The following is a 26,510-nucleotide window of genomic DNA, read 5'->3' on the forward strand; positions in this document are numbered from 1 at the left end:
TGTGTCTCGTGCGGAGAGGCCCGGGCAGGTGGCGTCAGGCTGAACGGCGGTGCGGCTGGCGCCGCGACCGCGTCATGCATCCAGCAGAGCTCGCCAGGCCCGGGGAAACCTAGTGATCCGTACGGCATCGCATGCCCTCGGACACAGCCGGTACGGAGCCGTACGACGCCGCACGGATCTCGAACGGCGCTGACGTTCAGGAACGTTCAGCGTAGTTCGTGGACGTTCAGCACCCCCCTGCTTACCGTTGGTTCGGTGACAGACAGGGGGGTGCCGGTGAATCAGGAGAAGCCCGAGGTCGACACGGAGGACGCGGAGGCCATTGCCGCGTACGACGCGGCGCTGCGTGACTTCACCATCGAGTTGAACCGGCTGCACATCGCCTTCGGTGCGCCGTCCTACGCGGTGATCGCCAAGGCGTCGTTACGGCCCAAGCTGACCAAGGCAGGCCTCAATGAGGCGTTGTCCGGGAAGCGGTTGCCCTCGGTGGACTCGCTGCTGGAGTTCGTCCGTGTGGTGAGTGGCCCGCTGCCTCCGCCTGCTGACGCCCCGGCTCCGCGCTGTCATCCCGAACTGGCTGACGTCTGGCGGGCCCGGTGGCAGGAGGTGAAGTTCGCGCAACGGCGGGCACAGGCACCCTGGCGGCGGCTTCGAGACACCGTGCGCGAAACCCTCGACGAGGCGTATCGCGAGGCCCAGGCCGTACGTGCGGCGGCCTACGAGGAGGCCGAACGCATAGTTTCGGAGGCCCGACGCGCGGTGGACGAGGTGTGGAAGCCGGAGTCTGCCGGGATCTCGGAGAGCCCGGATTTCGTTGCAGAAGGATCCGTGCTCGCCCCCGACCTCCCACCGTCCGCCTGGCTGGCGCTGCTCAGGTCCCAGCCGTTCTGGTTCGCGGTGCCCGTGGCCAGGCCCCTGTTTCCCGAGTACGGCGGTACCGTACCCATCGCCGAGTTGGCGCCCGGCAACTGGTACCTGGCAGTCGCAGTGAACCAGGCGACGTGGGAAATCCTCGCCCAGACCAAGGAGGGAGTCCGGGGACTAGTGCGCGATATCGCCGGCATCGAGGTTGGGTGAGCCGCATCCGTACTGGACCGCCGCCGGTTCGCCACGCCGGACCCAGCCGCGTGAGCTACAAGTAGCCCGCGAGCGCCTCGGAGTGCGGGCCCTTCCGCACTGCCTGGCTTATCCGGGAACCATGAGCCTGGCGGGATCCGGTGGTTCACCGTGTCCCAAGCGGGGGAGGCCGCCGAGACCTGCCGGAGGGGCTGGTGGGAAGGGGAGGTTCAGGCCGTGGCGGACATGAGCACGTAGCCTCTACACCGCTCGCTGGGCACCCACCGGCCAGCCACTCCCACGGCCACCGGCCACCAGCCGCCGTGCCCTGCCAGGACCGACAGCCGGTCGTCAACCCCGCAGCGTCGTTCCTCCCGCCGGAGCCGGGGAGTGGGACATTCCGCGCGTGCCGCTATGCCACAACCGCCCCATCATCGCCGCCCGTGTGCTCACCGCGCACCAGTCAACCGCACCCGAGCAACTGACTCTCTTCGCCGAGGAGCAGCGGCCCGCGGTGAAGGACGGCCCGGCGGTCGGCATCGCGGTGCTACGCACCGACCTGGAGGCCCTGGAGCTGGCTGCCGAACAGCTCAGCTGCCTCGGCCGCGCCGGCAGTGGCTTGCCGCGCTGATTGCCTGTCCAGGACGCCGACGCCGACGCCGACGCCGACGCCGGTGCGGGGCGATCTGCGAGGTCAGGCGCCGGTCGGCGCTGTCGCTGCGTCGTCCGTCTCCCTGAGGGAGGCCGACAGGGCGCGGGCCTCGTGTTCGGTCATCCGGGAGGTGTCGTACGGCACGGCGTTGATCCAACGCTGAGTCAGCCGGGCGATCCGCTCGCCGTACCGCTCAGCGGTGATCCGGTCGCCGCGCGATCCGGCCTGCTCCGGCCCCTGGTCGGCGTGGCTCTGGCTCATCAGACCCAGCCACGAGCCCAGCCGGTTCACATCGTCGCGGGTGCCACCGCTCCAGTTGTTGCCCGGCATGTCGCCCACGCCGATCCACTGCATGCCCAGCTGCGCGCCGAAGACCGCCAACTGCTCCAGGACCGCCAGCTTGTCGCCGCTCTGCGAGGCGGACATGGTGAACCCTCCGGCCAGCTTGTCCTTCCACGCCTGCGTCACGAACGGCGTGAACGCCGCCTCCATGAATGCCTTGAACACCGCCGACACGCTGCCCATCAGCGTCGGGCAACCGAAGACGATCGCGTCGGAGCGCTCGAGCAGCGCCAGCACCTCCGCATCGTGCCAACGGCCCGCGGTGACGTCCTCGGCCCGGATCTCGACGAGATGCACCTGAGCGCCCGGCACCAGCCGCGCGCCGTCGGCCAGGTGCTCGGCCAGGACCCGGGTGTGCCCGTGCACCGAGTGGTAGACCACCGTCACCGTGGCCATCGGCGCATCGTGCTCACGGGCAACGTCATTGACTGTCATGTGCTTTTCACTACTTCCGGTCGTGGGGTAATCCCTGCTTGCCCAGCCATCACAACCTGCGTACGGCACGGCATCAACGCCGAACTTCGGCATGCAGCGATCGGTCACACCGATCGATCGCGTTAGCCTGGTCCCGTGGACAGGATGGAACTGGAAGCATTCGTCGCGGTCGCGGAAGAGCTCCACTTCGGCCGCGCCGCCGCGCGGCTGCACCGGGGCCAGCCCACCGTCAGCGACGCCGTCAGACGGCTGGAAAGCGCCCTGGGCGGGCGGCTGTTCCACCGCACCAGCCGCCGGGTGTCACTGACCGATCTCGGCGAAGCGCTGCTGCCCGACGCCCACGCCACCCTGGCCCAGCTGCGCCGCTTCCAGCAGCGCGGACGCTCCCTGGCCGCAGGCGACCGGACCCGCACCACCCTCGTCGTCGCCCACGCCGAATACACCGGCCACCAGCTGCTGTTGCGCTGCCTGCCGCAACTACGCGACCGTTTCCCCGACGTGACGATCGTGCCGGAGGCCATGCCGACCACAGCCCAGGTCACCGCCCTGAGGGCGGGGACGATCGGGCTGGGCATCGGCTGGGCGACCGGCGACGTCACCGGCGTACGCGCGAGGGTGCTGTCCACCGAGAGGTTCATGGCGCTCGTACCCGCGGCCCACCCCCTCGCCGGGCACGCCGAGCTGAGCGCGTCCGAACTGTCCACCACCGATCTGCTCACCTGGCCCCATCAGATCAACAGCGGTCTCTGCGACCGCCTCCTGTCCGCCTTCCACATCGGCGGAGCCGACCTGCGTATCATCAGAACTGCCGACAGCGTGCACGCCATCGCTGCTCATGTCGCCGCGGGAACGGGCATCGGCATTACCGTCGAATCCGCACTCGACCACCAGCCACCCGGCCTGCGCATCATCCCCCTCACCGGCCCTTCGACCACCGCCGACCAGGTCGTCCTCACCCCCACCGAGCCATCGGACACCGCCACGGCACTGCGCGACCTGCTGCTGCACGCCTCGGCAGAGGCGTCCTTCGCCGATCACTGAGTGGTGTGCATCGTGAAGTTGTTGGTCGCAGGAAAGCAGTTGAGACGGCGAAGCAGTTCCTGACCAAGGGCCAGCAGCACAACCCACGCGCGGCGCGCGGAAGAGCAGTTGGCCAAGCAGTTCGCCGAGGTGCGGACCGGGCGGACGAGCTCACCGTCGTCGAACTCGTCCTTGAGCGGATGAGCGAGCAGCTCGCTGACGAGCGCGCCTCGGCCGTTCGGCCGTGCCGACGCCCCGTCAGGTGGGCCGCCAGGCGGTGATGCTGGTTCCGCACCGCACGCCGGATGTGGAGGAAACCATGCTCCCGCCGGACTACAAGCGCATCCTCGCCGTCCTGCGGCAGGCCGCCGGACCGGTCACGGCCCGGCAGGTTGGTGAAGTGCTGTGAGTGGACGCCGGCGTGCGGGCGGACGTCCGGGACGCCCGCTCGGACCATGAGGCCGACCAGCGTCGGGCAAGCCGAAGCCCGCCGCTACGGCACCCACTTGGGTTGCCACTGGGAGACCCACTTTGGTGCCCGACAGCGAGCAGTACGGAAACCCGCTGGTCGCGCCGCAGATTCGGCCGCGCTCCGCGTCGTCACTACCCTCTTGTCCCTCCTGAACCTGAAAGGAATGTCCGTGGAGGAGGAGATCATCGGGTCCGGGGCCGGATGCCCTCTGCGGCTGGGCAGGGCCGGCGCCCGGCCGGTGGCCGCCGGTCTGGTCGCTGCGTCTGAAACCCGGCCTGCGGCTTGATCTCCAGCACGCCTGGCAGGCTCCGGGCGTTGGGTACAGGCCGTGCACAAGAGTGTGGTGGGGATCCGGCCCGGACTGTCCGCACGGGTACGCGCGGATTCCTGGGCGAGCCAGACACGCTGGCCAATTGTTGCTCAAAGTAACGGCGTGCTACCACGTTGACTGACATCATCAGCTCTACTCGCGGCAGCTCTAGCCGAAAGGTGCGCGGCGAGAGGACTGGGCGCTGGTGTGACATGCCGAGAGGGAGGCCTGCTTGGCTTCCGCACGCTGACAGCGGTCCGGCCTGTCCGTGGAATGTCTTGGGGGCGCCGTCGATGAGTTGGTTTCACCAGAGCTGGTTGTTTGATTATGCGTTACCGGCCGCCGTGAGCGCGGCCATCGCGTGGGTGGGACTGGCACGCGAATTCTCCGGCAAAGGACGGCTGCTGGGCAGTTGGGCGTCGTCTGGTCTGGTGCTGCTCGTGCTGGCGCTGATGGGTGCGGTGGCGGCCGGCGCGGTGGTGCTGCTGCCCCACGCGGCGTCGATTCCTCCGGTGATTGCGGGCGCCGCGACGGGTGCTACTGCGCTGCCCCGACGGAGACAGGACGAGACGGCGCAGCCGTACGTCAAGTTCATGACACTGGGTATTGCCCTGGCCAGGGAGCGGTTGGTGCAGCGTGTGCATCTTGACGCGTGTACCTGGTCAGACCGCTTTCTTCACGGTATTGAGACGTCTGCCCAGCTCAGGGTGTTCGTCCATGATCTCAAGCTGTACCTGTTGGAGCGGCATCCGCTTGCCGCGGAGACCAAGACGATCAATGCTGTCTATGCGGATGTCGAGAAGGCGATCGATGCGGCGCTGGACGTGCAGACGGGTATCGACGAGACGTGCCGTCAGGCTGAGCGTGAGCCGACGGGTGATGAACTCATCGCCCGGCGCCAGGCGTTCGGCACCGCCCTCGCACAGTGCGGACACCTGCTGCGCTTCGCGTACGTTCACGGCCGCCGGAGCGAGAACCAAGAACTCCGGACCCTGCGTGCGAAGGCGATGTCGAACGACGCGTTCCACAGTCCGGCGCTGCCACCGCAGCGTCGCTGGTTCGACCGCTGGCTGACCCGCTGAAAGCTGGTGGGATCGTGATCCGACGCTGACGGGATGGGCTGTGAGGCAGAAGTGCCGACCTGAGGCTCAATGGTGGGCCGAGAGCCCGCTGCTCCTGATGGGCGACGAGTCCGTGCTGCCGCAGGCTTTGGCATCCGCTGACTGCGGTCGGGCACAGAAGGTGATCTGGACGTCGGCATCCAGCGCCTCCGCTACGGCGGCGAGCGTCCGGACCGTCAGGTTCGCATCGCCGGACATGATCTGGCTGATGCGGCCCGGGCTGACGCCCATGGCCTTTGCCAGATCGGAACGGGACTTGCCCAGCCCTGCCAGCAGTCCGGCCAGAGAGGCCGTGGCCTGCCTCGCTATCCGCGAAGCCGCTAAGTTCGTCCGGCTCTCGTCACGAGCGAAAATGCCCATGGTTCACCCCCAGCTCATGGAGCGGCAACGCTTGTTGCCCACTTCGTCAGGATGCCACCTTTAGCTATGACTAAAAACTCCGTTGGTGAAAAATCTATGCCCAGTACTCCCCATTCAAGCCGCTGACCTGCAGCAATGCACCTCGTGAAACGGACGCAAAGTCACCCGGTCGGGTCAGTGATCGTCTCGTCCGGCCTGATCCGATCCGGCTTCGGCAGCTCGCGTGCGGTGGGCGCCCAGCGAACGAGAAGTCCGGGTCGGACGTCTTGTCCTTCGTGTTGGGCTTGTCGCATCGAGGCGGCCGGGGCTGTCCACGACCCTGGCGGAGCAGGAATGCGCCCGCATCTCTCCGGTCGTCGGCTCTGGCTCTCGGGAGCAGACGTCCGGGCAGGGTCGGTCGCGGAGGCCATGCGGACGGGGGCCAGAACCGGATCGCGTCCTCGTCGGTCCAGTTGTCGTCGCTCGTGTCCACCGTGTCCACCGTGTCGGCCGTGCGGGTGAGCGTCGGCTTGTGCGAGACCGCCTCCGTTCGTCAGACACACAGCGACACTTGCGGCCACGGCCGCAAGGCGGCGTATTCGGTTGTGCAGGCTTCGCAAGGTGAGGGCAGGCGGAGGCCCGCAAGGTGGATGCTCCTCAGGAAGAAACGGCAGCCTTTCGCCGCCTGCGCCACAGGACGAGGCCCAAGGCGGCAATCCGGACGGCTCCTGCCACGGTCACCAGCGACCAGCTCTCCGCCCCGCCCTCGGTCAGGGGCGCGAGTAGCGTCAACAGGGACAGCGCGAGCACCACCGTGCCTGGCCTGCCGAAGGGTTCCGGGCGCTGCGACCGGCTCTCGGGTACGAACCGTACCGCGAGGAACGGCCCGATCAGGACCACGGGCACGTTCACCAGGAACACCGACCGCCAGCCGGTGCCGGCGCCACGATCCGCGCCGCGACCAGGCTCCAGGCGCTGGGCGCGAGCCCGCATCCTGGCGAGGTCGGCCCGAACGCCTCGATCTCGATCGCCTTCGCGGTTGACATGGGAAGGTTCCGCAGTTCGTTGTCGCTGATGGGATGGCGATGACCTGCGCCTTCGTCAGCTCGTAGCCCTGGCCGATCTCGCTCGGGGAGACCTCCCGCAGCTCACAGGTCGTTCACCAGCACGGCAGCCCCGTCGAAGCGCCCCGCTTTCAGATCGCCGAGTGCCTGCTGAGCGTTGGAGAGAGAGTAGGGGTGCGTGGTGGCCCGGACGCCGTACCGGGCCGCGAGGTCCAGGAACTCCCGGCCGTTCTCCCGGGTGTTCGAGGTGACGCTGCGCAGCTCCTTCTCATGGAACAGCTCGCTCTCGTAGTGCAGCACCGGGACGTCGCTGAGATGGATGCCCGCGACCGCCAGTACCCCGCCCCGGTCCAGCGCCCGTAGCGCCACCGGTACGAGATCTCCGGCCGGCGCGAACAGGATCGCCCCGTCCAGCGGCTCTGGAGGCAGTTCGTAGGAACCTCTGGCCGACGCACAGCCGAGTTCGAGCGCGAGTCGCCGTGAGTCCTTGCCGCGGGTCAGGACGTGCACGGTGGCCCCCTGTGCCAGCGCGACCTGCGCGCACAGATGGGCGCTGCCGCCGAACCCGTACAGCCCGAGGCGACCGCCTGGCGGCAGTGACGTCCGCAGCAGCGCCCGGTAGCCGATGATGCCCGCGCACAGCAACGGCGCCAGCGCGACGTCGTCCATGTCCTTCGGCAGCCTGTAGGCGAAGGCGGACGGCACGCTCGTGTACTCGGCGTAGCCGCCGTCGGAGTCCCAGCCGGTGTACTCGGAACCGGGGCACAGGTTCTCGTCCCCGCGCAGGCAGTACCGGCAGGTGCCGTCAGTGCGGCGCAGCCACGCCACCCCCACCCGGTCGCCGACCGTCCAGCCGCTCACGCCCGGGCCGATCCCGGCGACCACGCCGACTACCTCGTGCCCGGGCGTCACCCTCGCCCGGCGCACGGGCAGGTCCCCCTCGGCGACGTGCAGATCGGTACGGCACACACCGCACGCCCGCACCCGCACCAGCAGCTCACCGGACCCCGGCACCGGAATTGGCCGCTCCACGAACCGCAGCGGCTCCCGCTCGATTGGCCCCGGCCGGTCCACGACCCATGCGCGCATCGACTGTGTTCCGTCCCATCCGCGACTCCCCCCTTCCAGTGTGGGCCGGTTCGGTGGCCGCCGCGCGGCACGGCCCGACCGTGGCCGGCCCGGCAGGGACGGCGGACGTTGCCTCCTGTGGCCGCTGGTGTGGTGCCTTGTGGTGGGGTGTCTGATGTGGCGGAGAGGGCAGGATTCGAACCTGCGTGGGCCCCTGGGGGCCCGACCTTGAGGCGTGCTCGCTGGTCCCCGATCAACCACTCCGGGCACCTCTCCTCGTTCCCGGCCCCGGGCGGTGTCCGGTGCCGTTCACGTGAACGAGACTGGCAGGGCCCCCTGACAGGGCCCTGATCCGCCTCTGACGCAGCGTTGGCGCAGCAGGCAACGCCTGCTGTGGCGAGGGCGTCGATGACGCCGTGTGCGCGGGCCGCGCGGACATCGTGGACGGCGCCGACCGGGGCCGGTGAGGCCCAGCCAGAGCAGACGGCCGAAGGGACCGGTGATGACCGGCACGTTCATGCCATGTTTCTTGTGTTTCCTGAGTAGAAGGCTGGTCGCGGCGATCCGGTCGACCGGCAGCAGCGTCCCGTCCAGGAGGACGACCGCCTTCATCGAGGCGGCCCGTATCGCCCCGTGACAGTGGGTGCGAGGTCAGCCAGGAGGCCGACACGCTGATCGGACGTGCAGAACTCCACATCCTGGGGGCCCGGGCGAGATTCCCTTCCTTCGCGTGGCGTGGCGCGCGGGTGCCGAGGAGATCACCGGCTGCTGGAAGGCTCTTGCCGCGGGCGCGACCATCGGGGAGCCCCTCGGTCCCTGCTGTGTTCTCACCCTTTACGGCAAGCTGACCGGCCGCTTCGACGTTACTCGGGTGCTCGATGTCATCCGGCAGTGCATCGGCTGATGTCGATGCGGACGGGTGGTCAGCTCACCGGCTCGTGCGCGGGTGAGGAAGTCTGCGCGCCGGTCCATCGGTGCAGGGCGGCTTCGAGGCCGGTGATGGCGGCGATGTCGGTGGTGTCGGAGGCCCAGGCGACCACCCCGTCCGGGCGTACCAACACCCCGGTCGGCGTCGCGTGGTCGTCACTCACGCTGCTCACGCGCCCGGCCCAGGCAGCGGCGAGGCGGGCGAACGCGCCGTCCGGAGTGCGGTCGAGCAGCAGGAACCCGCCGTCGTGACCATGGTCGACCAGGCGGGAGCCGTCCCTCAGCCACACGTCGGGAACGAATCGGCCGACCAGCGGATGGTCGCCGGGCAGGTCGATGCGCTGTGTGACGCCGGAGATCTTCTTGACCGCGTAGGTCGTGCCGTCCCGGGTGCTCAGCAGATCGGCGACGACCTCCCGGAGCGCGGCCGACTTGGCGTCCCCGCGCAGCACCCCGATCTGGGCCCGCGTCCAGTCGAGCACCCAGGCGCCGAGGGGACGACGCTCGGCGTCGTAGGTGTCGAGCAGCCCTTCGGGTGCCCACCCGGCGACCACGGCACCGAGCTTCCAGCCCAGGTTCATCGCGTCGCCGACCCCGAGATTGAGGCCCTGGCCGCCGAACGGCGGGTGCACGTGCGCGGCGTCGCCGGCCAGGAGCACCCGCCCCGACCGGTAAGCCGCAGCCTGGCGGGTGTTGTCGGTCCAGCGGGTCGGAGCGGCGCGCAGCGCGGTCAGCGTGACGTCGGCGCCCGAGATCCGGCGCAGACTGGTCTGCACCTCCTCGAGGGTGACCGGCGCCATGGGGGTCCCCCCGCGCGAGCGAAGCCGAGCGTGGGGGAGGCCGGCGGGAGGGCCGTCGAACTCGAGGGTGGCCACCCGCCCGGGCTGGGGCCCGTAGCGGTACGCCCCCCGGGTCGACCATGTCCATCCGCCCGCGAGCTTCTCCGGGTCGGCGATGTCGACGACCGCTTGGTAGCCGGTGAGTTCGGGGTCGGTGCCGGGGAAGTCGATACCCGCGAGGCGGCGCACGGTGCTGTGTCCGCCGTCGCACCCGACCAGCCACCCGGTGCGCACCGTGCCGGCAGTGGTGTCGACGCGTACGCCGTCGCCGGTGTCTTCGAGCGCGGTGACCTCCACCCCGCGACGCACCGGGACGCCGAGTCGCGCGATGTGGTCGGCCAGCAGCGCCTCCAGCTGAGGCTGCGGCACCATCCTCGCTCCGTCGACCGCGGCGTGCGCGGCGAGGTCGGGATCGGACCAGTCCACGAGGTCGGGGGAGAGGACCATCCCCGCGAAATGCCCGGTGAATCGCCTCTCGGGCGCCGGCCGGCCGGCACCGGGCGGCCGGTCGTCGGCAGCGCCCGCGAACGACCCCACCCGCTCGAGCAGCTCTCGCTGCACCTGTTCGGCGGCAGGCAGCAGGCCGCGGCGGTCGAGTGCCTCGGCCGTCGGCACGTTGATCGACTGCGCCTTCATCGCCTCGTCCGGGTCGGCCCGTCGCTCGAGTACCTGCACCGCCGCACCGGAGAGCGCCAGCTCCGCAGCGAGCACGAGGCCCACCGGTCCGGCCCCGACCACGGTCACGTCCACATCCTGGTTCGCATTCACTGTCACGAACAGCGTTCTATATACGAACAGTGTTCGTGTCAAGTTATGATGGTTGGGTGAACCCGAGAGAGCGACGCGCGGCGCGCCACCAGCCGCCGAAACCCGAGGCCGAAGCCAACCCCAGGCCGCGGCGCCGCAAGGCCCCGATCACCGTGGAGCAGGTCATCGACACCGCACTGGGTGTCATCGCCACGGAGGGCTACGAGGCACTGACCATGCGCCGGCTGGCCGGCGCGCTCGACACCGGACCCGCCTCGCTCTACGCCCACGTGGTCAACAAGGCTGACCTCGACGAGCTTGTCATCGGGCGGTTGTGCGCCGAGCTCGTACTGCCCGAGCCCGACCCCGCAGCCTGGCGGGAGCAGATCCGCGGCGTTTGTACCCAGATCCGTGACCAGTACCTGAAATACCCCGGAATCTCCCGCGCCGCGCTCGCCATGGCCCCCACCGACCTCGAGATTGTGCGCGTCAGCGAAGGAATGCTGGCGATCCTGCTCGCCGGCGGCGTCGCCCCGCAGGCCGCCGCCTGGGCCATCGATGCCCTCTTGCTGTACGTGGCCGCCTACTGCCTTGAGGTATCGATCATGCGCCAGCGGTCAGCACATGATGACGCTGCTTGGGTCTTCGACCGCGACGAACTGCTACGCCGGTTCACCGCCTTGCCCGCCGAGACCTTCCCCCACACCAGCCGCTACGCCGCCGAGCTCACCGCCGGCGAAGGCCATGACCGTTTCGACTTCACCCTCAACCTGATGATCGACGGCCTCGCACACGGCCAACCGGGCTGACTCGTAAATGATCTCCGATCTGACGTGCTGGTTTCAGGCGGCAGTCGCGGAGGATCTTCCGCGTCTTCTTCTCCTTCGGCTCAAGGTCCGGACGTTCCGGGTCGGCCAGCATGGTTCGCCACATCAGGCCCTCCCGGGCCACTCAACAACTCGCGGAGCAAGATCAATCTTGCCAGCGAGGGCGGGCGGCGCCCGGTCGCCCTCACCGGCACGCCCGGCCAGTGGGGCGATGCCTCTCAGATGGTCCCCTTGCTTGAGCAGATCCGAGTTCCTCGACCAGGTGGCGCATGTCCATGTACTCGGCTCGACCACCGCGGCTGAGACAAGGCCTGTTCGTTCCCGCCGCAGCTGCCATTACCTGCGGCGCGATGCCAAATCAAGCACACCATCCCGTAGCCGTGGGACCAGCGCGTCAAGCGTAAGGACGCCCGGCCGAGGGGCCGTCGGCCGGGCGATCTACCGCCGTCGTAACGAAGTGGAGTGAACGATCAACCGGCTCAAGAGGTTTCAAGCCGTGGCAACTCGCTACGACGAGAGGGCCTGTGTCTTCTACGGCACGGCCACCGTCGCCCCGATGAGTTGACGGAGGTGTACTCGTCCGCGACGGAAGGTCAGGACGTGTGGTTCAGCGGCACAGGGCCGTGTCCACGACACTGTCCATGCGCTCTTTGGTTGCCTGGCTCGGCTGGATGGTCACCGCGATGTCGGCGGCGCGGCCGTCCTCGGTGGCGCCGCCTCGGGTCTCGTATCCCGTCATGCTGCCGCCGTGGCCCCAGTACACACCGCCGCACGACAGGGGCGTGCTCACGATTCCGAGCCCGTACCGGGCACCGGCGGGAAAGGGGTAATCGGCGGGGACGGTGGTGCGCATCTGGTCGAGCTGAGCCTTCGGGAGGAGGCGGCCGGCCAGCAGCGCGGTGAAGAACCGGTTCAGGTCGGAGTTGGTGGACACCAGCTGACCCGCAGCCCAGGCCCAGGAAGGGTCCCATTCCGTGGCGTCGACCAGAGGCGCGCCTGCCGAATCCTGGTAGTAGCCAGTGGGATGGCGCTCGCGGATCGTCACCTCGCCGGGGGAGGGGAAGTAGGTGTGGCGCAGTCCGATGCGTTTGATGACGCGCCGGTCGATCTCCTCGGCGAGAGGGCGGCCGGTGACCTTCTGGATGATCAGCCCGGCCACGAGGTAGTTCGTGTTGCTGTAGGCCCATTTCGCGCCAGGGGCGAAGTCGGCCTCGTGCTGGAGAGCGAGGTCGAGGAGCTCGCGGGGGTCGTAGTAGCGGATGTCGTCGCTGAGGTACTTGCTGTAGTTGGGAAGTCCGCTGTTCTGCTGGAGGAGCTGGCGAACGGTGATGCGGCGTCCGTCGATCCCGTCCCCGCGGACGAGGCCGGGCAGATAGGTGTCGACCGGGGCGTCGAGGCCGATCTTCCCTTCACCGACCAGTTGCAGCACGACCACTGCGGTGAACGTCTTGGTGTTACTGCCGATGCGCACCTGACCGTCCCGGGGCACCTTCGCGCCGGTGGCCAGGTCACCGACCCCGGCGGTGTGGGTACGGGTGCGGCCGTCACGGCCCTGGACGCTTGCCAGCGCGGCAGGCACGCCGTCGGTGTGCACCAGCGTGTTCAGGTCCTTCTGGACGGAGTCCGGCCTGGCGGCGGCAAACGCCGCGGGCGGCGCCAGGGCACCCATCGTCATGACGCCTAAGGCCACCGCGGCCGCGGTCGGCACGACTCTGCACCGACCACTGCGCTGCCCGGACGAACGGAACCACTGCCATGCCTGCTCACGCACGAGTCAACTCCTACGGAATCATGGGGAAACCGGCTGCCTATGCCGGACCCAGCATCTCCGGATGTGATCGCGCGGGACCATCGTGCCACCCGGTCAGGTCGTGGTGGGGATAACCTCCGGCGCGTTCAGCCGGCGAGGAACGGGCAGGGACGCCCTGGCTGCGGTGTCAGCGTCAGGAGAGCGGAAGTGACGGAGCCTGCAAACGCCGACTCCGACCCGTCGGACACGCCCTGGTCGTGAGCTGCAGCGCGCGGCGAAGGGGCGCACTGGGGTGTGCCCGCGCACAAGATCGTGCAGCAGCCGACGACCCGGCTCGCGCTGGCGGGTCGACCCGCACTGTCGACTACGGCGTGGGACGAGCAAGATCCCTGCCTGACCAGACCATGCCGTGCGACCGGTCCCTTGCCGGGCCGCTCGGAGGAGAGGGCGTCCTGTCAGGGCGGACCCAGCCTGATCATGGTCCAGCCGGTGGGCTGTCGGCCCCATCTGCCGCCGCTGATCGTGCGTTGCCCGGCACGTTGGCCTCCGGCTTCTCAGGTGACCTAGCAGGCCGCGTCGACGCCGCCGCCCACCTCGCCCCCTCGGCTCGGCGACGGCGACGAACGCGGTTGTCGTGATCATTTACTTGCACACGCTCCGCCTCACCACTCCTCGCGAACGTGTACACGATGCAGCCGTACTGGTCGGGCTCGAAGCGGCCGCTTTCATGCTCGGCGATACGTCCGCTCGGTGATGCTGTTGGTGATCTTCAGCGTTGGGACCGATGAGGGGGTGGGCTCGGGGGCTGCATCAGCGTCGTGAGCGGGAAGGCCGCGGTGTCCTCCGGGGGGCGCGACAGGTACAGGGTGGTGTGGAAGTAGCCCTCGGTCTCTCTTCCCCGAGGGTCCTCTCCGGCAGCGGCCACCGCTTCGACGGCGTATTGCTGCTCCTGCGCGCTGGTGAAGCGACGCTGGGCGAAGCTGTGGTCAGCGGCCTTCTCGGTGACCAGTCCGTGGGATTCCAAGCTTGATGCGATGGATTGGTAGGAGCCCGTCCGCAGCACGAACGCGGCGATCCACACCGGGTCGTCGATGGCGTCCAGGAGCGGCTGAAAGGTGCGGGGGGACAGGAAACTCGCCCCGCCGGTGAGCGTGATCAGGCGGGTGTGGCGCACAGCGCGACGCAAGGCCGGGGAAGGCGCGTCGGTTTCGAGATTCTCGGCGAACGCCTGCTCCAGCAGGCCGACCGCGACCGCGTAGTCGAGGGCGTGGGCGGCAACGTCGAGTCCGATCACGGGTGCTGCGTCGCGGCGCCGATGGGCCGCGTAATAGGCGCGGTCCCGTTCGATCAGTTCAGCCGTGCTGAGTGCGTTGGCCTGCGGCGATGTGTAGTGGGCGTACAGGTCGCCCAACGTCAGGTCGTGATTGAGCAGGGCGGCGTTGATGCCGTAGGAGCAGCAAAGGTCCAGCACCCTTGTCGGGCCGCTCAGTTGGGCGGTCCGGTTGTCGACGAGGCGCCGGAAGACCCCCTGAGCATGATGGGGCGTCTGATACTCCAGCGTGCCCAGCACACGGAAGTAGGTTCGCGGGTCCGGCTGATCGTAGAGGTCGTCAAACAGGGTCATGCCCGCAGGTCCGGGGTCCGGCGTCGACTGCGTGCCGGCGGCCGCAGCGTCAGTGCTCCTCGCCCTGCGCATCCCCATCGCTCCCTTCGTTCGCCGGACACCTGCCCTGACAGTTTGTGACTCACAGCTACGAATGAAAACAACCACAGGGGCAAAATCGGCCACGTGTTGCACAACGGACACACGCTAGTCGGCCGCGGTCTGCCGGCTGAGGAGGAGGTGAGGGTTCCGGGTCCGTGGCCATCGCTCGTGCCTCTCCCGCAGCCAGCCGCTGCGCACGCGATGGGTCAGCTCATCCATGGAGAGGCATCCGCGGGTGGCACTGCGCAGATCGATACGGGCGTTGGCCATGTCGACCTGGACGAACCTGTGCAGCAGGCGGTCGGCGTCATCGCGTCGACGGCGAGCAGAACGACGATCACGCGACGCGAGTGAGATGGTCTTCGACATGCCGGTCCCGTGCCGTCGTATCGGTCAACTCCGTTTCGACGAGATCGTCGAAGCCCACCGGGTCATGGAAGCAGGTGAGGCGCTGGGCAAGATGACCGTCATCGTCGACTGAGACACTCGCCCTCCCTTGCCGAGCCGGCGCGGCGGCCAGCCGTCATGGCCAGACCAACCCGCCTGCGTCTTGAAACGCAGACAAGGCGGCAGAGCCCGGTCATGAGGTTCGGGGATTGCCTGACCTGGCCGTGATTCGGCGGGGTATCTGTGGCCTACGGCCCGCTGCGGGCGGGGTCACGGCCCGCCTGCGCGAAGGCGCCTCGCCGTCCGACTGCTGCGTGGCCGAGCGGGTCTTGAGCCAGCTGATCCAGACCCACGCTTGCTCCTCCGGCGGGCCCGACCTGGTGGTGCTGCCTGCCGACTCGGCCACTCAACGTACGACGGCCGGCGCCGACGTCTGTCACCCCGGACGCCCCGCTGCCATCCTATGCACGTGGCGCACACCTATCAGTGCATCCTCGCGGCGGTCCTCGACCGGGCGGCACCCGTCACGGCCCCCCGATGGCAGGTCCGAAACGGCGAGTTCTGGTGCGAGGTCACCCCGCCCCGCTACGCACCCCGGGACCAGGGATGGAAGCTGCACGTGTCGGCGACGCCCGCCTCGGCCCCCCAGGTGCTGGAACGATCGGCAGCCGTGCTCGTGGCGCACGGCTGCGCCTTCAAGTTCGCCGCCGACCCCCGCATCACCGCCGAACTCGTCGCCGTACGGGCCGACCGGGCGCGATCGGGCAAGTTCCTGACCGCCTACCCCGCCGACGACGAGCGGCTGCGCGTCCTCGCGGAGCAGCTCCACCTGGCCACCCTCGGGCTCGCGGGCCCGGCGATCCTGTCCGACCGGCGCTACCGCCCGGGCAGCCTCGTGCACTACCGCTACGGCTGCTTCGCCCGGCCCGACGAACTCAACGAAGAGGGCTTCTACGAGGGCCGGCTCCGGGCACCCGACGGAACCCCGGTGCCCGACCGGCGCAATCCCTGGTTCTCCCCGCCCCCATGGGCCACTGAGCCGTTCCCGCCGGACGAGCGGGCGCCCGGCGGAGCCGGCGGCGGGACCGATGAGCAGGTGCTCCTCGCCGGCCGGTACGCCGTACAGGAGGCGATCCGCCATTCCAACCGCGGCGGCGTCTACCGCGCCCACGACACCCGCACCGGCGCGGACGTCTTCCTCAAGGAGGCCAGACCGCACGTCGCGGCCGACACACAGGGGAAGGACGCCAGGGACTGGCTGCGCCACGAGGAGGCGGTCCTGCGCCGGCTTGCACCGCGCGGAATCACCCCGGCCGCGCACGGAATCGTCGAGACCGGCGGACACCTCTTCCTCGTGGAGGACCTCGTCGACGGCACGAGCCTCCAGCGGTGGGCCCTCGACCCCGTACACACCGCGGGCGAGGGGATCCCGGTCGCCACCGCCCGGAACCTGGCCCTGGACCTGGCGCGGCTCGTCGGCGAGGTGCACGCCGCCGGCCTCGTGCTCCGGGACCTCAAGCCCGGCAACGTCATGATGACGACAGACTCCCGGCCCGTGCTCGTCGACCTGGAGTGCGCGCTCGACCTGGACGAACGAGCCCACCCCGCCGGCACCCAGGGCTTCACCGACCCCGCATACCTCGACGCCCGCAAGCGGGACGCAAGCGACCCCCCGCCCGCACCGAACCCCCACGTGGACTGCTACAGCCTGGGCACCACCCTGCTGTACGCCCTCACCGGCATCAACCCCGTCCTCGCCCCCGACTCACCCGGCGCCCCGCGCCCGGCCGGTGACCGGATCGCCGCGATCGTCACGGCCGCGGCCCCGGCGAGTCCTGCCCTGCAGGCCCTGGCCGCGCTCGTCCTCGGCCTCACCACCGAACCCGGGCGCCGCTGGACGCCGGCCGAGGCCACCGCGTTCCTGCGCGACGCACCAGCGACGCCGCCCGTGCCTGTCCCGACGGCGGCCGGGTCCGACGACGTCGAGTGGCTGCTCGGCGACGGACTGGCCTTCCTCGCGGACACCATCCAACCCGGTGACACCCACCTGTGGCCCCGGCCGCGCAGCCTCCCCGAGGGCGACCCCTGCAACGTCCAGCTCGGTGCGGCCGGTGTCCTCGCCGTCCTCGACCGGGCAGTGCGGTCCGGGAGGCAGGCCCTGCGGCCGGTGCTCCGCACCGCCGCCGACTGGCTGGACCGGCGCCTCACCGGGCCGGAACGGGCCCTGCCCGGCCTGTACTTCGGCAGATCCGGAGCGGCCTGGGCTCTCCACGACGCGGCACGCACGCTCGACGACCCCGCCCTGGCGAGCCGGGCACGGGAGTTCGCGCTGCGCATCCCCCTCGACGGGAAGCGGCACGACATCTGTCACGGCCTCGCCGGCGCCGGCCTGGCCCAGCTGCACCTGTGGCGCGCCACCGCCGACGAACGGTTCGCCGAGCGGGCCGCCTGCTGCGCCGACGGACTGCTGTCGCTGCTGACGGCGGCGCGGAACGCGGGCGACGGAGTCGACTGGCCCGCGGGCGCGGAGCACCGCGACGAGCTCGCCGGCTCGTCCCTGTACGGCTTCGGCCACGGAGTCGCCGGGAACGCCGCCTTCCTGCTCGCCGCCGGCCGCGACCTGCACCGCCCCGACCTCCTCGACATCGCCGCCGGAGGCGGGCACGCCCTGTGCGCCGTAGCCCGGCGGGAGGCCGACGGCACGGCCCGCTGGGCCAAGGGTCCGGGCCGCGCCGAACGCCACGGGATGAGCTTCTGGTGCAACGGAACATCCGGCGTCGGCACCTTCCTGATACGCCTGTGGCAGGAGACCGGCGAGCCGCTCTTCCGCGAGTACGCCGAAGGGGCCGCCTTCGCCGTCCACCGTGACCGGTGGCGGCTCGGACCGGGGAACTGCCACGGGGTCTCCGGGAACGCCCAGTTGCTGCTGGATCTGGCGGAGGCGACCGGTGAGGAGCACTATCGGTACTGGGCGGCGCAAGCCGCCACCTGTCTGCTCGTCCGGGCTGCTCGGCGCGACGGCCGGCTGCTGGTCCCGGACGACACCATGCGCGAAGTCTGCGCGAGTTACGGCGTCGGGCTGGCCGGGGCACTGGACTTCCTGCTGCGGCTCCGGCACGGCGGCCGACGTTCCTGGATGGTCGACGACCGCTGACCGGCTGCCCGAGAGCGGGACCCGGCGAGGAGAGAGGAAACGGACGATGGAGGACCAGGTCTTGGCGCTGCAGAAACTCCCGGAGACGGACGCGGACTTGCTCGAGCCCGCGATGTGCTGCGACACCCTGCGCACGAGTGGTCTCATGCACGAACCGCCGTCCCGGGAAGGCTGATCGGAGATCTCGCGAGCCGCCCCCGGCCGCATGGGCGGGGGCAACCGTACGCGATCGTGTCGCCCTGGGCCACCGTCCGTCAGCGCGGCCGGTGGACGACCAGCGCCCGCCTCTCCTTGGCCAGGTCGCCGATTCTGTCCGATGCCTGGTGCCGGCCGGAGGCGAACGCACGTCCGCCTTCCGACGCGCCTGCCACCAGAGCATGGTCCAGGGTATGCAACAGGCCCTGCGGAACGTCTACTTCAGTCGTTCACGGTGCACGACCTGTCGGGGCGTTGGGCAGTACCGCCGCGCGAGCGGGACTTGGGCGCGGCGTGCCGGGGACCGCTGGGACGCCTGGCCGGCTCGCTCTGCCCGCCGTCCCGAGTGAGGTGCGCCCGTGCCGAGCAGACCGGCCATGCTCCCGGCCCCTGCCGAGCGAGCAACGCTTCCGCCACAGTGATCTGCTCGGCCCGGCTCGCCAGATCGGCCCGCGGCGCGTACGCGGTCCCGCGGTACGCCACCCAGGTCGGCTGGGTGAACTGCAGCCCACCGTAGTTCCCGTTGCCGGTGTTGAGGCTCCAGTTGCCGCCGCTTTCGCAACGGGCGACCCGGTCCCAGGTGGTGCCGGAGGCCGCATCGCTGACGCCCGGGCCGAGGAGCGGCAGGACGATGCCGAAGCTGCCGACGGTGAGGGCGATGCAGAGCGACGGCAGCAGCCGTGGGGGTGTGGTGCGGCGGTGCCGAGGTCGTGCGTTCATGGGCCTTCCTCTCCACTGCGGTTCCCGCCCACCTGTGGTCCCGGCGGGCTGTAGGCAGTACGGCAGTGCCGCCCGGCCGCTCACAAGGCGCCAAGGAGTTCACGGATCGTCGTGCGCCGCTCCGCGCCACCGTCCGATGTGATGACGACCCGTCAGCTCGATTGGGGTACGGGCGCACAAGTGGGCATGGGTGCACCGAAGTCGAGTCGAACGGCTCTGGGCGGCACTGACCCGCCGTAAGCAGGCCCCAGGGGTGGCGCACGCCTACGGCGGAGGTGGGGGAGTGCTCCGCTCGGGTGCGGCGGCCGGGATAGCACCGCCGCAGTACCGGGCACTGCGGCGAACGGGCCGGGAGGCGCACACGATCACCGGCCGCGCGATGATCCGCGTCTTGGGCAACGCAAGGAGATGGATCTGGCTGGCCTGCGCGGCGAGGGATGCCGACGTGCTGCCGACAGGTGCGTGAACGGAGGGCCGCCCCCCCCGAACAGAGCAATTCCTTCGCGCGATGGATATGAATCCGGCATATTCTCGACATGGATCACGAAATGTCACTAAAGGGTCACAAAAAGTGATGAAAGTGTCTTCCGTGTCGATCCCTGAACCCCTGGAGCCCACATGGCCACATTCGCCCCTGCGCCCACAGTCATACCGGAGGCACTCGCCCCCGTGACCGAAGCCGGCTTCCCGATCATCGAATCGTTCAAGGACGGCCACGTCACCCATCCGCACTGGAAGCTCCGCGGCAAGGCAATACTCACCGAGGGACCCAACGGCGCTCTGCAGTTGACGTCCGACTCGGGCGATCAGGCCGGCACGGCCTATCTCAACCAGCCGTTCAGCTCCAAGCTCGGCGTCAGCATCGAGTTCGACTACGCCTGCTACGGCGACAGCGACAACTTCGGCGACGGATTCTCCTTCTATCTGATCGACGGAAAAGAAACAACGGAGGCCGGGGCCTACGGAGCCGCACTCGGCTACTCCTCCATGCGTGTCAGCCACGCCAACGTGGTGCCGGGCGTCACCGCCGGATACGTCGGCATCGGCTTCGACAACTACGGCAACTACGCTTCCGACCTGGCCGGACCCAACGGACCGGGACGGCGGCCCCGCACCCTCGGGGTGCGCGGCTCCGGCAGTGGAAGGGACGGGTTCCGCTGGCTGCGAGGCGAAGAGGTCCCCGGCGGATTCCAGGCCACCTGGGAGAAGCACGCCCACGTACAGATCAACATCATCAACGGACTGCTGACGGTGCGCCACTTCACCGACTCCGACCGTGGTGGCACCACCCTCATCAAGGACTTCGACCTCGCCAACGCCCCCGGCCAAGTCATCATGCCCGACACCTTCAAGCTGGGCCTCGCTGCCAGCACGGGCGCCGCCAGGGCAACCCACCTGATCCGGAACCTCCATGTGGCACTGCCCGCCGAGATGCCTCTGGAGATGGCGGGCGACCCTCCACAGGTCGAGGCGGGCCGCCAACTCACCTACACCGTCAAGGTGCGCAACGATGGGCCGAACGCCGTCCCCGACGCGGAGGTCCTCGGCACCATCCCCACGGAGCTGTCCGACCGCACGCTGCACTGTGAACCGCGCGGCGGCGCCACCGCGGGCGAGGGCTCCACCAACAACGGGCTGCACCAGCCCCTGGACCTCCCTGTGGGCAGCAGCGCCGTGATCACCTTGGCCGGCACCGTCGACTCCGACGCCGGAGGCAGCACCCTCAGCTGCACCACCCAGATCAAGTCCCGAACCCGGGCGAACACTGCCGCGAAGCAGTCCGACACCGTCAACACCGAGGTGAAGGCCAGACGCCTCGTCCCGGTCTGCGGCCAGGTCCCGGCCAGTCAGGAGACGGGCACCTGGCAGCAAGGCGGCGACTCAGGCATCGTCTTCGTCAACGTAGACACCAGGCATGCCGGCTTCAAGGAGACACCGATCTACGTCGCCGCCATGGCGGGCAAGCAGTATGTGGCGAACCTCGGCGCTCCCGGGATCTACGACAGGCACCCCGACGGCTTCAGGGTCGGCCTCCGCCGGAACGACCAGGCGGAACTGGACGTGGCCCAGGCGGAGAGGAACGGCCTCCGGCTTCACTGGATGGCCTGCCCCCGGAACGCCGCGGGCATCGCCTGCGGCCAGACCGAGCCCGGCGCCTGGCGACAGGGGGAGGACTCCCGGATCGTCCTGGTCGACGTGGACACCAGCAACGCGGGCTTCACCGAGACGCCCGTTTTCGTCGCCTCCGTCGCGGGCGAGAAGTACACGGCCAACCTCAGCACCGTCGCCCTGTACAACCAGACCAGCAACGGCTTCACCGCCGCCATCCGCTTGATCAGGCAGAACAATCTCGACCCGCAGACGGCGCAGGACAACGGCTTCCGCCTGAACTGGATCGCCTGTGCGCGCAACGCCGAAGGGATCGTCTGCGGCCAGAGCACCATCGGCACATGGCGGCAGGGGGACGACACGGGCATCCTCTTCACCGACACGAACACCAGCGGGGCGTACCTGCCGGACAGCCCGGCGTTCGTCACGTGCCCCGTGGGCAACTCCAAGGTCGCCGAGTTGTGCAACCCGGGCATCTACGGAGGCGGGCGACGCGGCTTCACCGCCGGGGTCCGGCGCAGCGACAAGGCCGACCTGCCCCCGGAGTTCGCCAAGGAGAACAACATCGCCGTGAACTGGATCGCCTGCCCACCACGCACGTGAACGGCGCCACCGGCTGCTGACTCACCTGGCCCCGGCCGCTCACACAGCTGCGGTCCGCACGACATGTGCGAGCCGCGGCTGCTGCGCTGCGATGCACACATGGTCCATGCCCTACGAGTCGCCCCCGATCACGACTGCTCGAAGAGCTAGGGGACCTCCACTCGCCGCCACGGGCCCGGGCCCGAGTAAATCCAGTACGAGGGCCAGGGCCCGGCACGCCGACAGCGCGCACGTACAGCGACATCAGCCGCTCCGCGGCGGGCGCGATGCCCGCCCTTCGGGCGGACCGCGGGAGTGTGACGACAGGACCTAGCGCGAACGCTGTTCGGCATCCATGGCGACGTGTCGGCCGAAGTCGCCAGGGGCGGGTGCGGCCGCGGGCAGCGGACGGGCGCCTTCGGGGCGCAGTCCGTGCAGGTAGACGGCGACGTGCCGGGCGGCGAGAGCCGCGCTCATCTCGTCCGGCAGGTGCGGCATGGGGCGGCAGACCATGGCGGCCGCGGTGATCAGGTCCTCCGGCGTGATGTCGTCCCGTACGACGCCGGCCGACCGGGCACGTACGAGAATATCCTCCACCGTGTCGCGGATGGCGTGCTGGAGTTCCTGGATCCGGGGCTCGCGCACCACGGGCCCGCCGATCAGCGGGAGTACGAGGCGCTCGCGCTGTTCGAGCACACGCAGGAAGAGACGCTCCAACGCGACGGCCGGATCGGCCGGTTCCGCACGGGCCCCCTCCACCGCGGCCAGGCAGATCTCGAAGCCGTCGACGATGACCTGCCGGACGAGTGCGTCGCGGTCGGGGAACCGGCGGTACAGGGTGCCGGCGCCCACTCCGGCGCGGCGTGCGATGTCATCGAGGGCGACCGCGGTGCCCTGCTCTCGGAAGAGTTCGCGCGCGGCGGCGAGGATCCTCTCCCGGTTGCGCTGGGCGTCGGCTCGCAGGGGCGGCTCAGTGGTCACCTGACGATCGTAAGCGGCGGCCATCAAGTGGAGAATTTTCTCCGGTTAAGTCGTAAGGTGGTAGTCACGCATCGGCATCACGCGGCCGACGAGAAGGGAATCACCCATGTCCGCAGACCGCTTCATCCTGTTGCAGCCCGGAGAGTCCCGGCAGACCCGCGTCCCGCTGCCGCCCGGCTTTGGTGTCAAGGTCGCCACCACCGACAGCGAGGGCCGGCTCGCCGTCCTGGAGAACCGCCTGGACGTCGACATCCCGCCCCATGTGCACGAGTTGATGGACGAGTTCGTCTACGTACTGGAGGGAGAGATGGAGATCGACTTCCAGGGCAGGACATACCGGTTGACGCCGGGCATGTGCGCGCTCCTGCCCCATGGCATCCCCCACGCCATGCGCAACGCCTCCCAACCCCCGGCGCGGGCACTCCAGATCTCCACACCGGGAGGCTGGGACCAGTTCATGGAGGACCTCTTCGCAGCCGGACCCGCGGTCAGGACCTCTGAAGGCGCCATGGATCTGGAGAAGGTCAACATCGTCGGCGAGCGGTACGGCATGCGGTACACCGAGGGCACGATGACTCTGGACTAGGCCCCCATGCTGTTTCGTTCGGATCTGGACTTTGCAGCTCTGCTGCGGGCGCCGACGGCGGTCGATGGCCTGGATCACGGGAGGGGTGCACCGCAGCCTGCGCGCTGATCAGGTTGCACAGCACCGGCCGCTCGGCCATCGAGGCGGCCAGGGCTTCGGCCAGGCGGTCCCCGCGCTGCCTCGGCGTGCCTTCGCCAGGCGGGCAGGAGCGCTCCAGCTCGGCGATCCAGTCCTTCACCTCGGCATCCGGCGTACGTTCCGCAGGACACCTACCTGTGCGGCTACCGCCCCACGGACCTGGACGCCGTGCGCGCACTGCCGTTCGTGGCCTGGGCGGACGTGTACTTCAACGGCTTCAAGATCGGCCGGTCGCTGCAGTCGACCCAGCTGCGTTCGAGTGTCGCCGCGCCGGCCGATCCCCTGGAGGCGGCGGGTGCCGGGACCCGCACCGTCGACATCGTCCTGCACGAGGACGTCGATGCGAGCGTGGACGGCGTACGGGACCGGGTCGCAGCGGCGGCCGGAGTCAGCCCCGGCGACGTACGGCCCAGCCGCGGCAAGGTGCGCATGACGGTCCGCGAGGAGGACCTGCCCGCACTGGCCGCGCTCGACGAGGTGAAGGAGATCGAGGAAGTCCCGGAGCGGGTGCTGTACAGCAGCGTCGCGGGAACGCTGATGCACGCCCGCGTGTCCCTCAACGGCACGAAGTTCCGGGCGAGGGCCAGATCGTGTGCGTCGCCGACACCGGCTTCGACAAGGGTTCGACCACCCATGTGCACCCTGCCTTCACCGGCCGGGTCAAGCGCCTGATCGCCCTGGGACGCACGAGCCCCGCGCGGGTGGACGACCCCAGCGGGCACGGCACCCACGTGGCGGGTTCGGTCCTCGGTGACGGGACATCGGTGCTCATGGGCGGCGCCATCACCGGTACGGCTCCCGAGGCGCGCCTGGTCCTCCAGTCCGTGATGGCCGAGAACGGGTCTCTCGCCGGCATCCCGGACAACCTGCTCGACCTGTTCGAGCCGCCCTTCCTGGAGGACGGGGTACGGATCCACACCAATGCGTGGGGCCCGGTCACCCCAGGGCTTTCGTACGGCCCGGCCGCAGGCGAGGCCGATCAGATGGGCTGGGACCACAAGGACTTCGTCATCTGCTTCGCCGCGGGCAACGACGGCACGGACAGGGACGGGGACGGCCGCATCAACCTGAGGTCCGTCAGCGACGAGACAGGGGCCAAGAACGTCATCACCGTCGGAGCCGGCGAGAGCAACCGCCCCGAGATCCGGTGTTCCGTCGTGCGGTGGGGCGTAGACACCTCCACCGCACCGGAGGCCTTCGTCATGATCAAGGCCCTGCCCTCGTGGCAGCGCTTGTGGTCAGTGCACCTGGAAAGGTGGGGCGGGGCGGCCCAGGGGGAGGAGGTACTGGACCGGCTCGTCCAGGTCGTCGAGGCCGAGGAGCTCGTGGGTCAGGTCGTCGTTCAGGCCGCCGAGCGGGAGGGTGGCCAGGCCGAACGCTGCCGAGGTGAGCAGCAGCGTCTGCGTGAGGTGGCCGGCTTCCAGCAGGCCCAGCCGCAGCGCCCGCAGGCCGTAGCGGCGGCGCAGCAGGCCGAGGTCGAGGTGGACCGTGAGCACCGCCGGGGCCTCGTCGATGCCCACCGCGTCCGGGTCGTCCGACGGCCGGGAGAGGTACGAGGACAGTGCCTTGAGCTCGGCGACGGTCGGCGCCGGGCCGATCGGGAGCAGGGCGCGGCGCTCCGGCACGCAGTGGTACGTGCCCGCGGCCAGCCCCGCGACATCCAGCGCCACCAGGCGCACGCGAACGCTGTAGAGGGCGCCGGCGCTGGGGTACGGGCGGTGTCGGGCGGTGTGTACGGTGCCGTCGGCGAGCGGATGGTGCGTCGCGTGGCTCTTGGCGTACGCGGACCACAGCACCCCGCCCAGGGTCCCCGCGTCCAGCGGCCCGTACAGCGGCCCGCGCACGGAGCTGCGCCGGCGCAGCGCCTCGGCGAGCGACAGTTCCGGCAATGGGGCAGCAGGAAACGGGAGTTCGGCCGCCAGCTGAGTCGCCGAGGGGGCCGACGGTGCGGGCAGGTCGCGCAGCGCGGTGTCCTCGGACCGCCCGATCCGGAACTTGCTGCGCTCCAGGTACTGGTAGTCGGCCGCGCGGTGCCCGGCGGGGAAGAACCCCGGGTCGTCCTCGGTCTCCAGCAGCGTGCGGGCCGCGAGGCGGCAGACGGCCCGCTCCTCGTCGGGGGTCACGCCGAGCCGGTTGAACAGCATGTGCAGTTGGGAGGCCCATACCCAGGGCACGCGGTGGGCAGCCTGCTCCGCGGGCATGGCGCTGCGCAACCGGGCGTCCGAGGCGCCGACCCGGCGCGCCCACTCCGCCAGCCAGGGCGCTGCGGTGCCCTCATCGAGGGCGGCGCGCAGGGCCCGGGCGCGCCGGACCAGGCCCGGCCGCTGCAGGGCGAACACTGAGTTCACGCGGGAGTGCACGGCGGCCCCGGGCAGCGGCTCCACGTCGGTGATCCAACGCCAGGAGGCGGCGTGCCGGCGCAGCCAGCCCGAGGCCTCCAGTTCGTCGAGGCCGAGCGCGTGGGCGGTGGCGTGGGCGAGGTCGAGGGCGAGCGGGAGCCGGGCGGCGCGGTCCGGGGCCGAGCGCAGGGCCTCGACGGCCGCGTGGGTGGAGTGGGCGAACACCTCCTCGGCGAGGGGCAGCACGGCGGCGCCGCCGTACCGCTCGGTCTCGGGTACGTACGGCACCTCGCGCACCTCGCCGTGCCGGGACGGCCAGGGGCCGGTGACCTCCGCGGGCCGGGCGGCCGCCAACCCCGCCAGGACGGCGGGCAGTTCGGAGGCCGCACCGGCGGGCAGCCGGCCCCGGAAGCGGATCCGCAGGTGAGGACCGCCTTCGCCGTAGCGGATAAAGAACCAGGCGGCGCACGGATCGGCGGTCAGGCCGTCCATCAGCGGGGCGAGGTCGTCGGTGACGAATGCGTCCGTCTGCGCGCCGCTGGTGTGCAGGGCGAGGTGCAGGCTGTGCCAGGGGCGTCCGGGGCCCTCGGACGCGGCTTCGGAGGCGGCCGGGCAGGGGCGGGGGCGGGCGGTCGTCATCGCGTC

21 protein-coding genes and 4 pseudogenes are annotated in these 26,510 nt (G+C 70.1%); 13 read left to right on the forward strand and 12 right to left on the reverse strand.

Features of this window, described 5'->3' with window-relative positions; genetic code table 11:
• Window positions 1–255: 255 nt before the first annotated feature.
• Together AQI88_RS35415 and AQI88_RS35420 are read left to right on the forward strand one after the other, a co-directional pair.
• Window positions 256–1,077, forward strand: a complete 822-nt coding sequence (locus AQI88_RS35415; RefSeq protein ID WP_159050468.1) for an ATP synthase subunit B family protein — start codon at window positions 256–258, stop codon at window positions 1,075–1,077.
• Window positions 1,078–1,462: 385 nt separating this feature from the next.
• Window positions 1,463–1,687, forward strand: a complete 225-nt coding sequence (locus AQI88_RS35420) for a hypothetical protein (RefSeq protein WP_067007643.1) — start codon at window positions 1,463–1,465, stop codon at window positions 1,685–1,687.
• A 63-nt stretch (window positions 1,688–1,750) separates the two neighbouring features.
• Here AQI88_RS35420 and AQI88_RS44000 read toward each other — a convergent pair whose 3' ends face one another.
• The gene (locus AQI88_RS44000) at window positions 1,751–2,578 is read right to left on the reverse strand and encodes a flavodoxin family protein (protein ID WP_244184467.1); all 828 of its coding nucleotides are present in this window, start codon (window positions 2,576–2,578) and stop codon (window positions 1,751–1,753) included.
• Window positions 2,579–2,629: 51 nt separating this feature from the next.
• Between AQI88_RS44000 and AQI88_RS48640 the strand changes: the two genes are divergently transcribed.
• The 3 genes from AQI88_RS48640 to AQI88_RS35435 all read left to right on the forward strand — a co-directional run bounded on the left by AQI88_RS48640 (window position 2,630) and on the right by AQI88_RS35435 (window position 5,369).
• Entirely contained in the window at window positions 2,630–3,526 is an 897-nt protein-coding gene (locus AQI88_RS48640; protein ID WP_079058007.1) for a LysR family transcriptional regulator, read from the forward strand.
• A 223-nt stretch (window positions 3,527–3,749) separates the two neighbouring features.
• Entirely contained in the window at window positions 3,750–3,914 is a 165-nt protein-coding gene (locus AQI88_RS47165) for a hypothetical protein (RefSeq protein WP_208615990.1), read from the forward strand.
• Between the two features lie 666 nt (window positions 3,915–4,580).
• The gene (locus AQI88_RS35435; protein ID WP_159050469.1) at window positions 4,581–5,369 is read left to right on the forward strand and encodes a hypothetical protein; all 789 of its coding nucleotides are present in this window, start codon (window positions 4,581–4,583) and stop codon (window positions 5,367–5,369) included.
• A 66-nt stretch (window positions 5,370–5,435) separates the two neighbouring features.
• Here AQI88_RS35435 and AQI88_RS35440 read toward each other — a convergent pair whose 3' ends face one another.
• The 5 genes and pseudogenes from AQI88_RS35440 to AQI88_RS48050 form a co-directional block, all read right to left on the reverse strand.
• Window positions 5,436–5,768 carry a helix-turn-helix domain-containing protein gene (locus AQI88_RS35440; protein WP_067007649.1) on the reverse strand — a complete coding sequence of 111 codons (333 nt, stop codon included), beginning with the start codon at window positions 5,766–5,768 and terminating at the stop codon, window positions 5,436–5,438.
• Between the two features lie 714 nt (window positions 5,769–6,482).
• Window positions 6,483–6,763 (reverse strand): annotated as a pseudogene (locus tag AQI88_RS44015) (hypothetical protein); the annotation flags it as partial.
• A 132-nt stretch (window positions 6,764–6,895) separates the two neighbouring features.
• Window positions 6,896–7,900, reverse strand: a complete 1,005-nt coding sequence (locus AQI88_RS35450; protein ID WP_067007654.1) for a zinc-binding alcohol dehydrogenase family protein — start codon at window positions 7,898–7,900, stop codon at window positions 6,896–6,898.
• Between the two features lie 157 nt (window positions 7,901–8,057).
• Window positions 8,058–8,155 (reverse strand): annotated as a pseudogene (locus AQI88_RS46220).
• A gap of 41 nt (window positions 8,156–8,196) precedes the next feature.
• A pseudogene (locus AQI88_RS48050) lies at window positions 8,197–8,553 on the reverse strand (IS5/IS1182 family transposase); the annotation flags it as partial.
• A 56-nt stretch (window positions 8,554–8,609) separates the two neighbouring features.
• On the opposite strand from AQI88_RS48050, the gene AQI88_RS46225 reads away from it, so the two are divergent.
• On the forward strand, window positions 8,610–8,783 hold the full coding sequence (locus AQI88_RS46225) for a hypothetical protein (RefSeq protein WP_159050470.1): 174 nt from the start codon (window positions 8,610–8,612) through the stop codon (window positions 8,781–8,783).
• 19 nt (window positions 8,784–8,802) lie between these two features.
• Here AQI88_RS46225 and AQI88_RS35455 read toward each other — a convergent pair whose 3' ends face one another.
• Window positions 8,803–10,419: an FAD-dependent oxidoreductase gene (locus AQI88_RS35455; protein WP_244184469.1), complete on the reverse strand. Its 1,617-nt coding sequence runs from the start codon at window positions 10,417–10,419 to the stop codon at window positions 8,803–8,805.
• 50 nt (window positions 10,420–10,469) lie between these two features.
• Here AQI88_RS35455 and AQI88_RS35460 point away from each other — a divergent pair, with 50 nt between their 5' ends.
• The gene (locus tag AQI88_RS35460; RefSeq protein ID WP_067007660.1) at window positions 10,470–11,201 is read left to right on the forward strand and encodes a TetR/AcrR family transcriptional regulator; all 732 of its coding nucleotides are present in this window, start codon (window positions 10,470–10,472) and stop codon (window positions 11,199–11,201) included.
• A 625-nt stretch (window positions 11,202–11,826) separates the two neighbouring features.
• On the opposite strand, the gene AQI88_RS35465 is transcribed toward AQI88_RS35460, so the two are convergent.
• Window positions 11,827–12,894 carry a serine hydrolase domain-containing protein gene (locus AQI88_RS35465; protein WP_079058008.1) on the reverse strand — a complete coding sequence of 356 codons (1,068 nt, stop codon included), beginning with the start codon at window positions 12,892–12,894 and terminating at the stop codon, window positions 11,827–11,829.
• A gap of 844 nt (window positions 12,895–13,738) precedes the next feature.
• Window positions 13,739–14,593 carry a hypothetical protein gene (locus tag AQI88_RS35470; protein ID WP_067007813.1) on the reverse strand — a complete coding sequence of 285 codons (855 nt, stop codon included), beginning with the start codon at window positions 14,591–14,593 and terminating at the stop codon, window positions 13,739–13,741.
• A gap of 937 nt (window positions 14,594–15,530) precedes the next feature.
• Between AQI88_RS35470 and lanL the strand changes: the two genes are divergently transcribed.
• Window positions 15,531–18,215: a class IV lanthionine synthetase LanL gene (gene lanL, locus AQI88_RS35480; RefSeq protein WP_244184470.1), complete on the forward strand. Its 2,685-nt coding sequence runs from the start codon at window positions 15,531–15,533 to the stop codon at window positions 18,213–18,215.
• Window positions 18,216–18,261: 46 nt separating this feature from the next.
• Window positions 18,262–18,390 (forward strand): hypothetical protein, encoded by a 129-nt coding sequence (locus AQI88_RS48645; protein WP_279616593.1) that lies wholly within the window; start codon window positions 18,262–18,264, stop codon window positions 18,388–18,390.
• Between the two features lie 242 nt (window positions 18,391–18,632).
• On the opposite strand, the gene AQI88_RS48650 is transcribed toward AQI88_RS48645, so the two are convergent.
• Window positions 18,633–19,130, reverse strand: a complete 498-nt coding sequence (locus AQI88_RS48650; RefSeq protein WP_067007671.1) for a transglycosylase family protein — start codon at window positions 19,128–19,130, stop codon at window positions 18,633–18,635.
• A gap of 618 nt (window positions 19,131–19,748) precedes the next feature.
• Between AQI88_RS48650 and AQI88_RS35490 the strand changes: the two genes are divergently transcribed.
• Window positions 19,749–21,842, forward strand: coding sequence for a lectin-like domain-containing protein (locus AQI88_RS35490; protein WP_079058009.1), 2,094 nt, complete (start codon window positions 19,749–19,751; stop codon window positions 21,840–21,842).
• Window positions 21,843–22,151: 309 nt separating this feature from the next.
• On the opposite strand, the gene AQI88_RS35495 is transcribed toward AQI88_RS35490, so the two are convergent.
• Window positions 22,152–22,802, reverse strand: a complete 651-nt coding sequence (locus tag AQI88_RS35495; RefSeq protein WP_067007816.1) for a TetR/AcrR family transcriptional regulator — start codon at window positions 22,800–22,802, stop codon at window positions 22,152–22,154.
• A gap of 106 nt (window positions 22,803–22,908) precedes the next feature.
• On the opposite strand from AQI88_RS35495, the gene AQI88_RS35500 reads away from it, so the two are divergent.
• The 3 genes and pseudogenes from AQI88_RS35500 to AQI88_RS48060 all read left to right on the forward strand — a co-directional run.
• Entirely contained in the window at window positions 22,909–23,388 is a 480-nt protein-coding gene (locus AQI88_RS35500; protein WP_067007677.1) for a cupin domain-containing protein, read from the forward strand.
• A gap of 306 nt (window positions 23,389–23,694) precedes the next feature.
• Complete coding sequence (locus tag AQI88_RS48055; RefSeq protein WP_067007679.1) at window positions 23,695–24,198, forward strand: hypothetical protein; 504 nt, start codon at window positions 23,695–23,697, stop codon at window positions 24,196–24,198.
• A pseudogene (locus AQI88_RS48060) lies at window positions 24,162–24,593 on the forward strand (S8 family serine peptidase); the annotation flags it as partial. The gene AQI88_RS48055 and the pseudogene AQI88_RS48060, both read left to right, overlap by 37 nt.
• Before the next feature lie 171 nt (window positions 24,594–24,764).
• On the opposite strand, the gene AQI88_RS44025 reads toward AQI88_RS48060, so the two are convergent.
• Window positions 24,765–26,504 (reverse strand): thiopeptide-type bacteriocin biosynthesis protein, encoded by a 1,740-nt coding sequence (locus AQI88_RS44025; RefSeq protein ID WP_079058010.1) that lies wholly within the window; start codon window positions 26,502–26,504, stop codon window positions 24,765–24,767.
• Window positions 26,505–26,510 lie beyond the last annotated feature (6 nt).

The sequence above is a fragment of the Streptomyces cellostaticus genome, assembly GCF_001513965.1.
Taxonomy (GTDB): Bacteria; Actinomycetota; Actinomycetes; order Streptomycetales; family Streptomycetaceae; genus Streptomyces; species Streptomyces cellostaticus.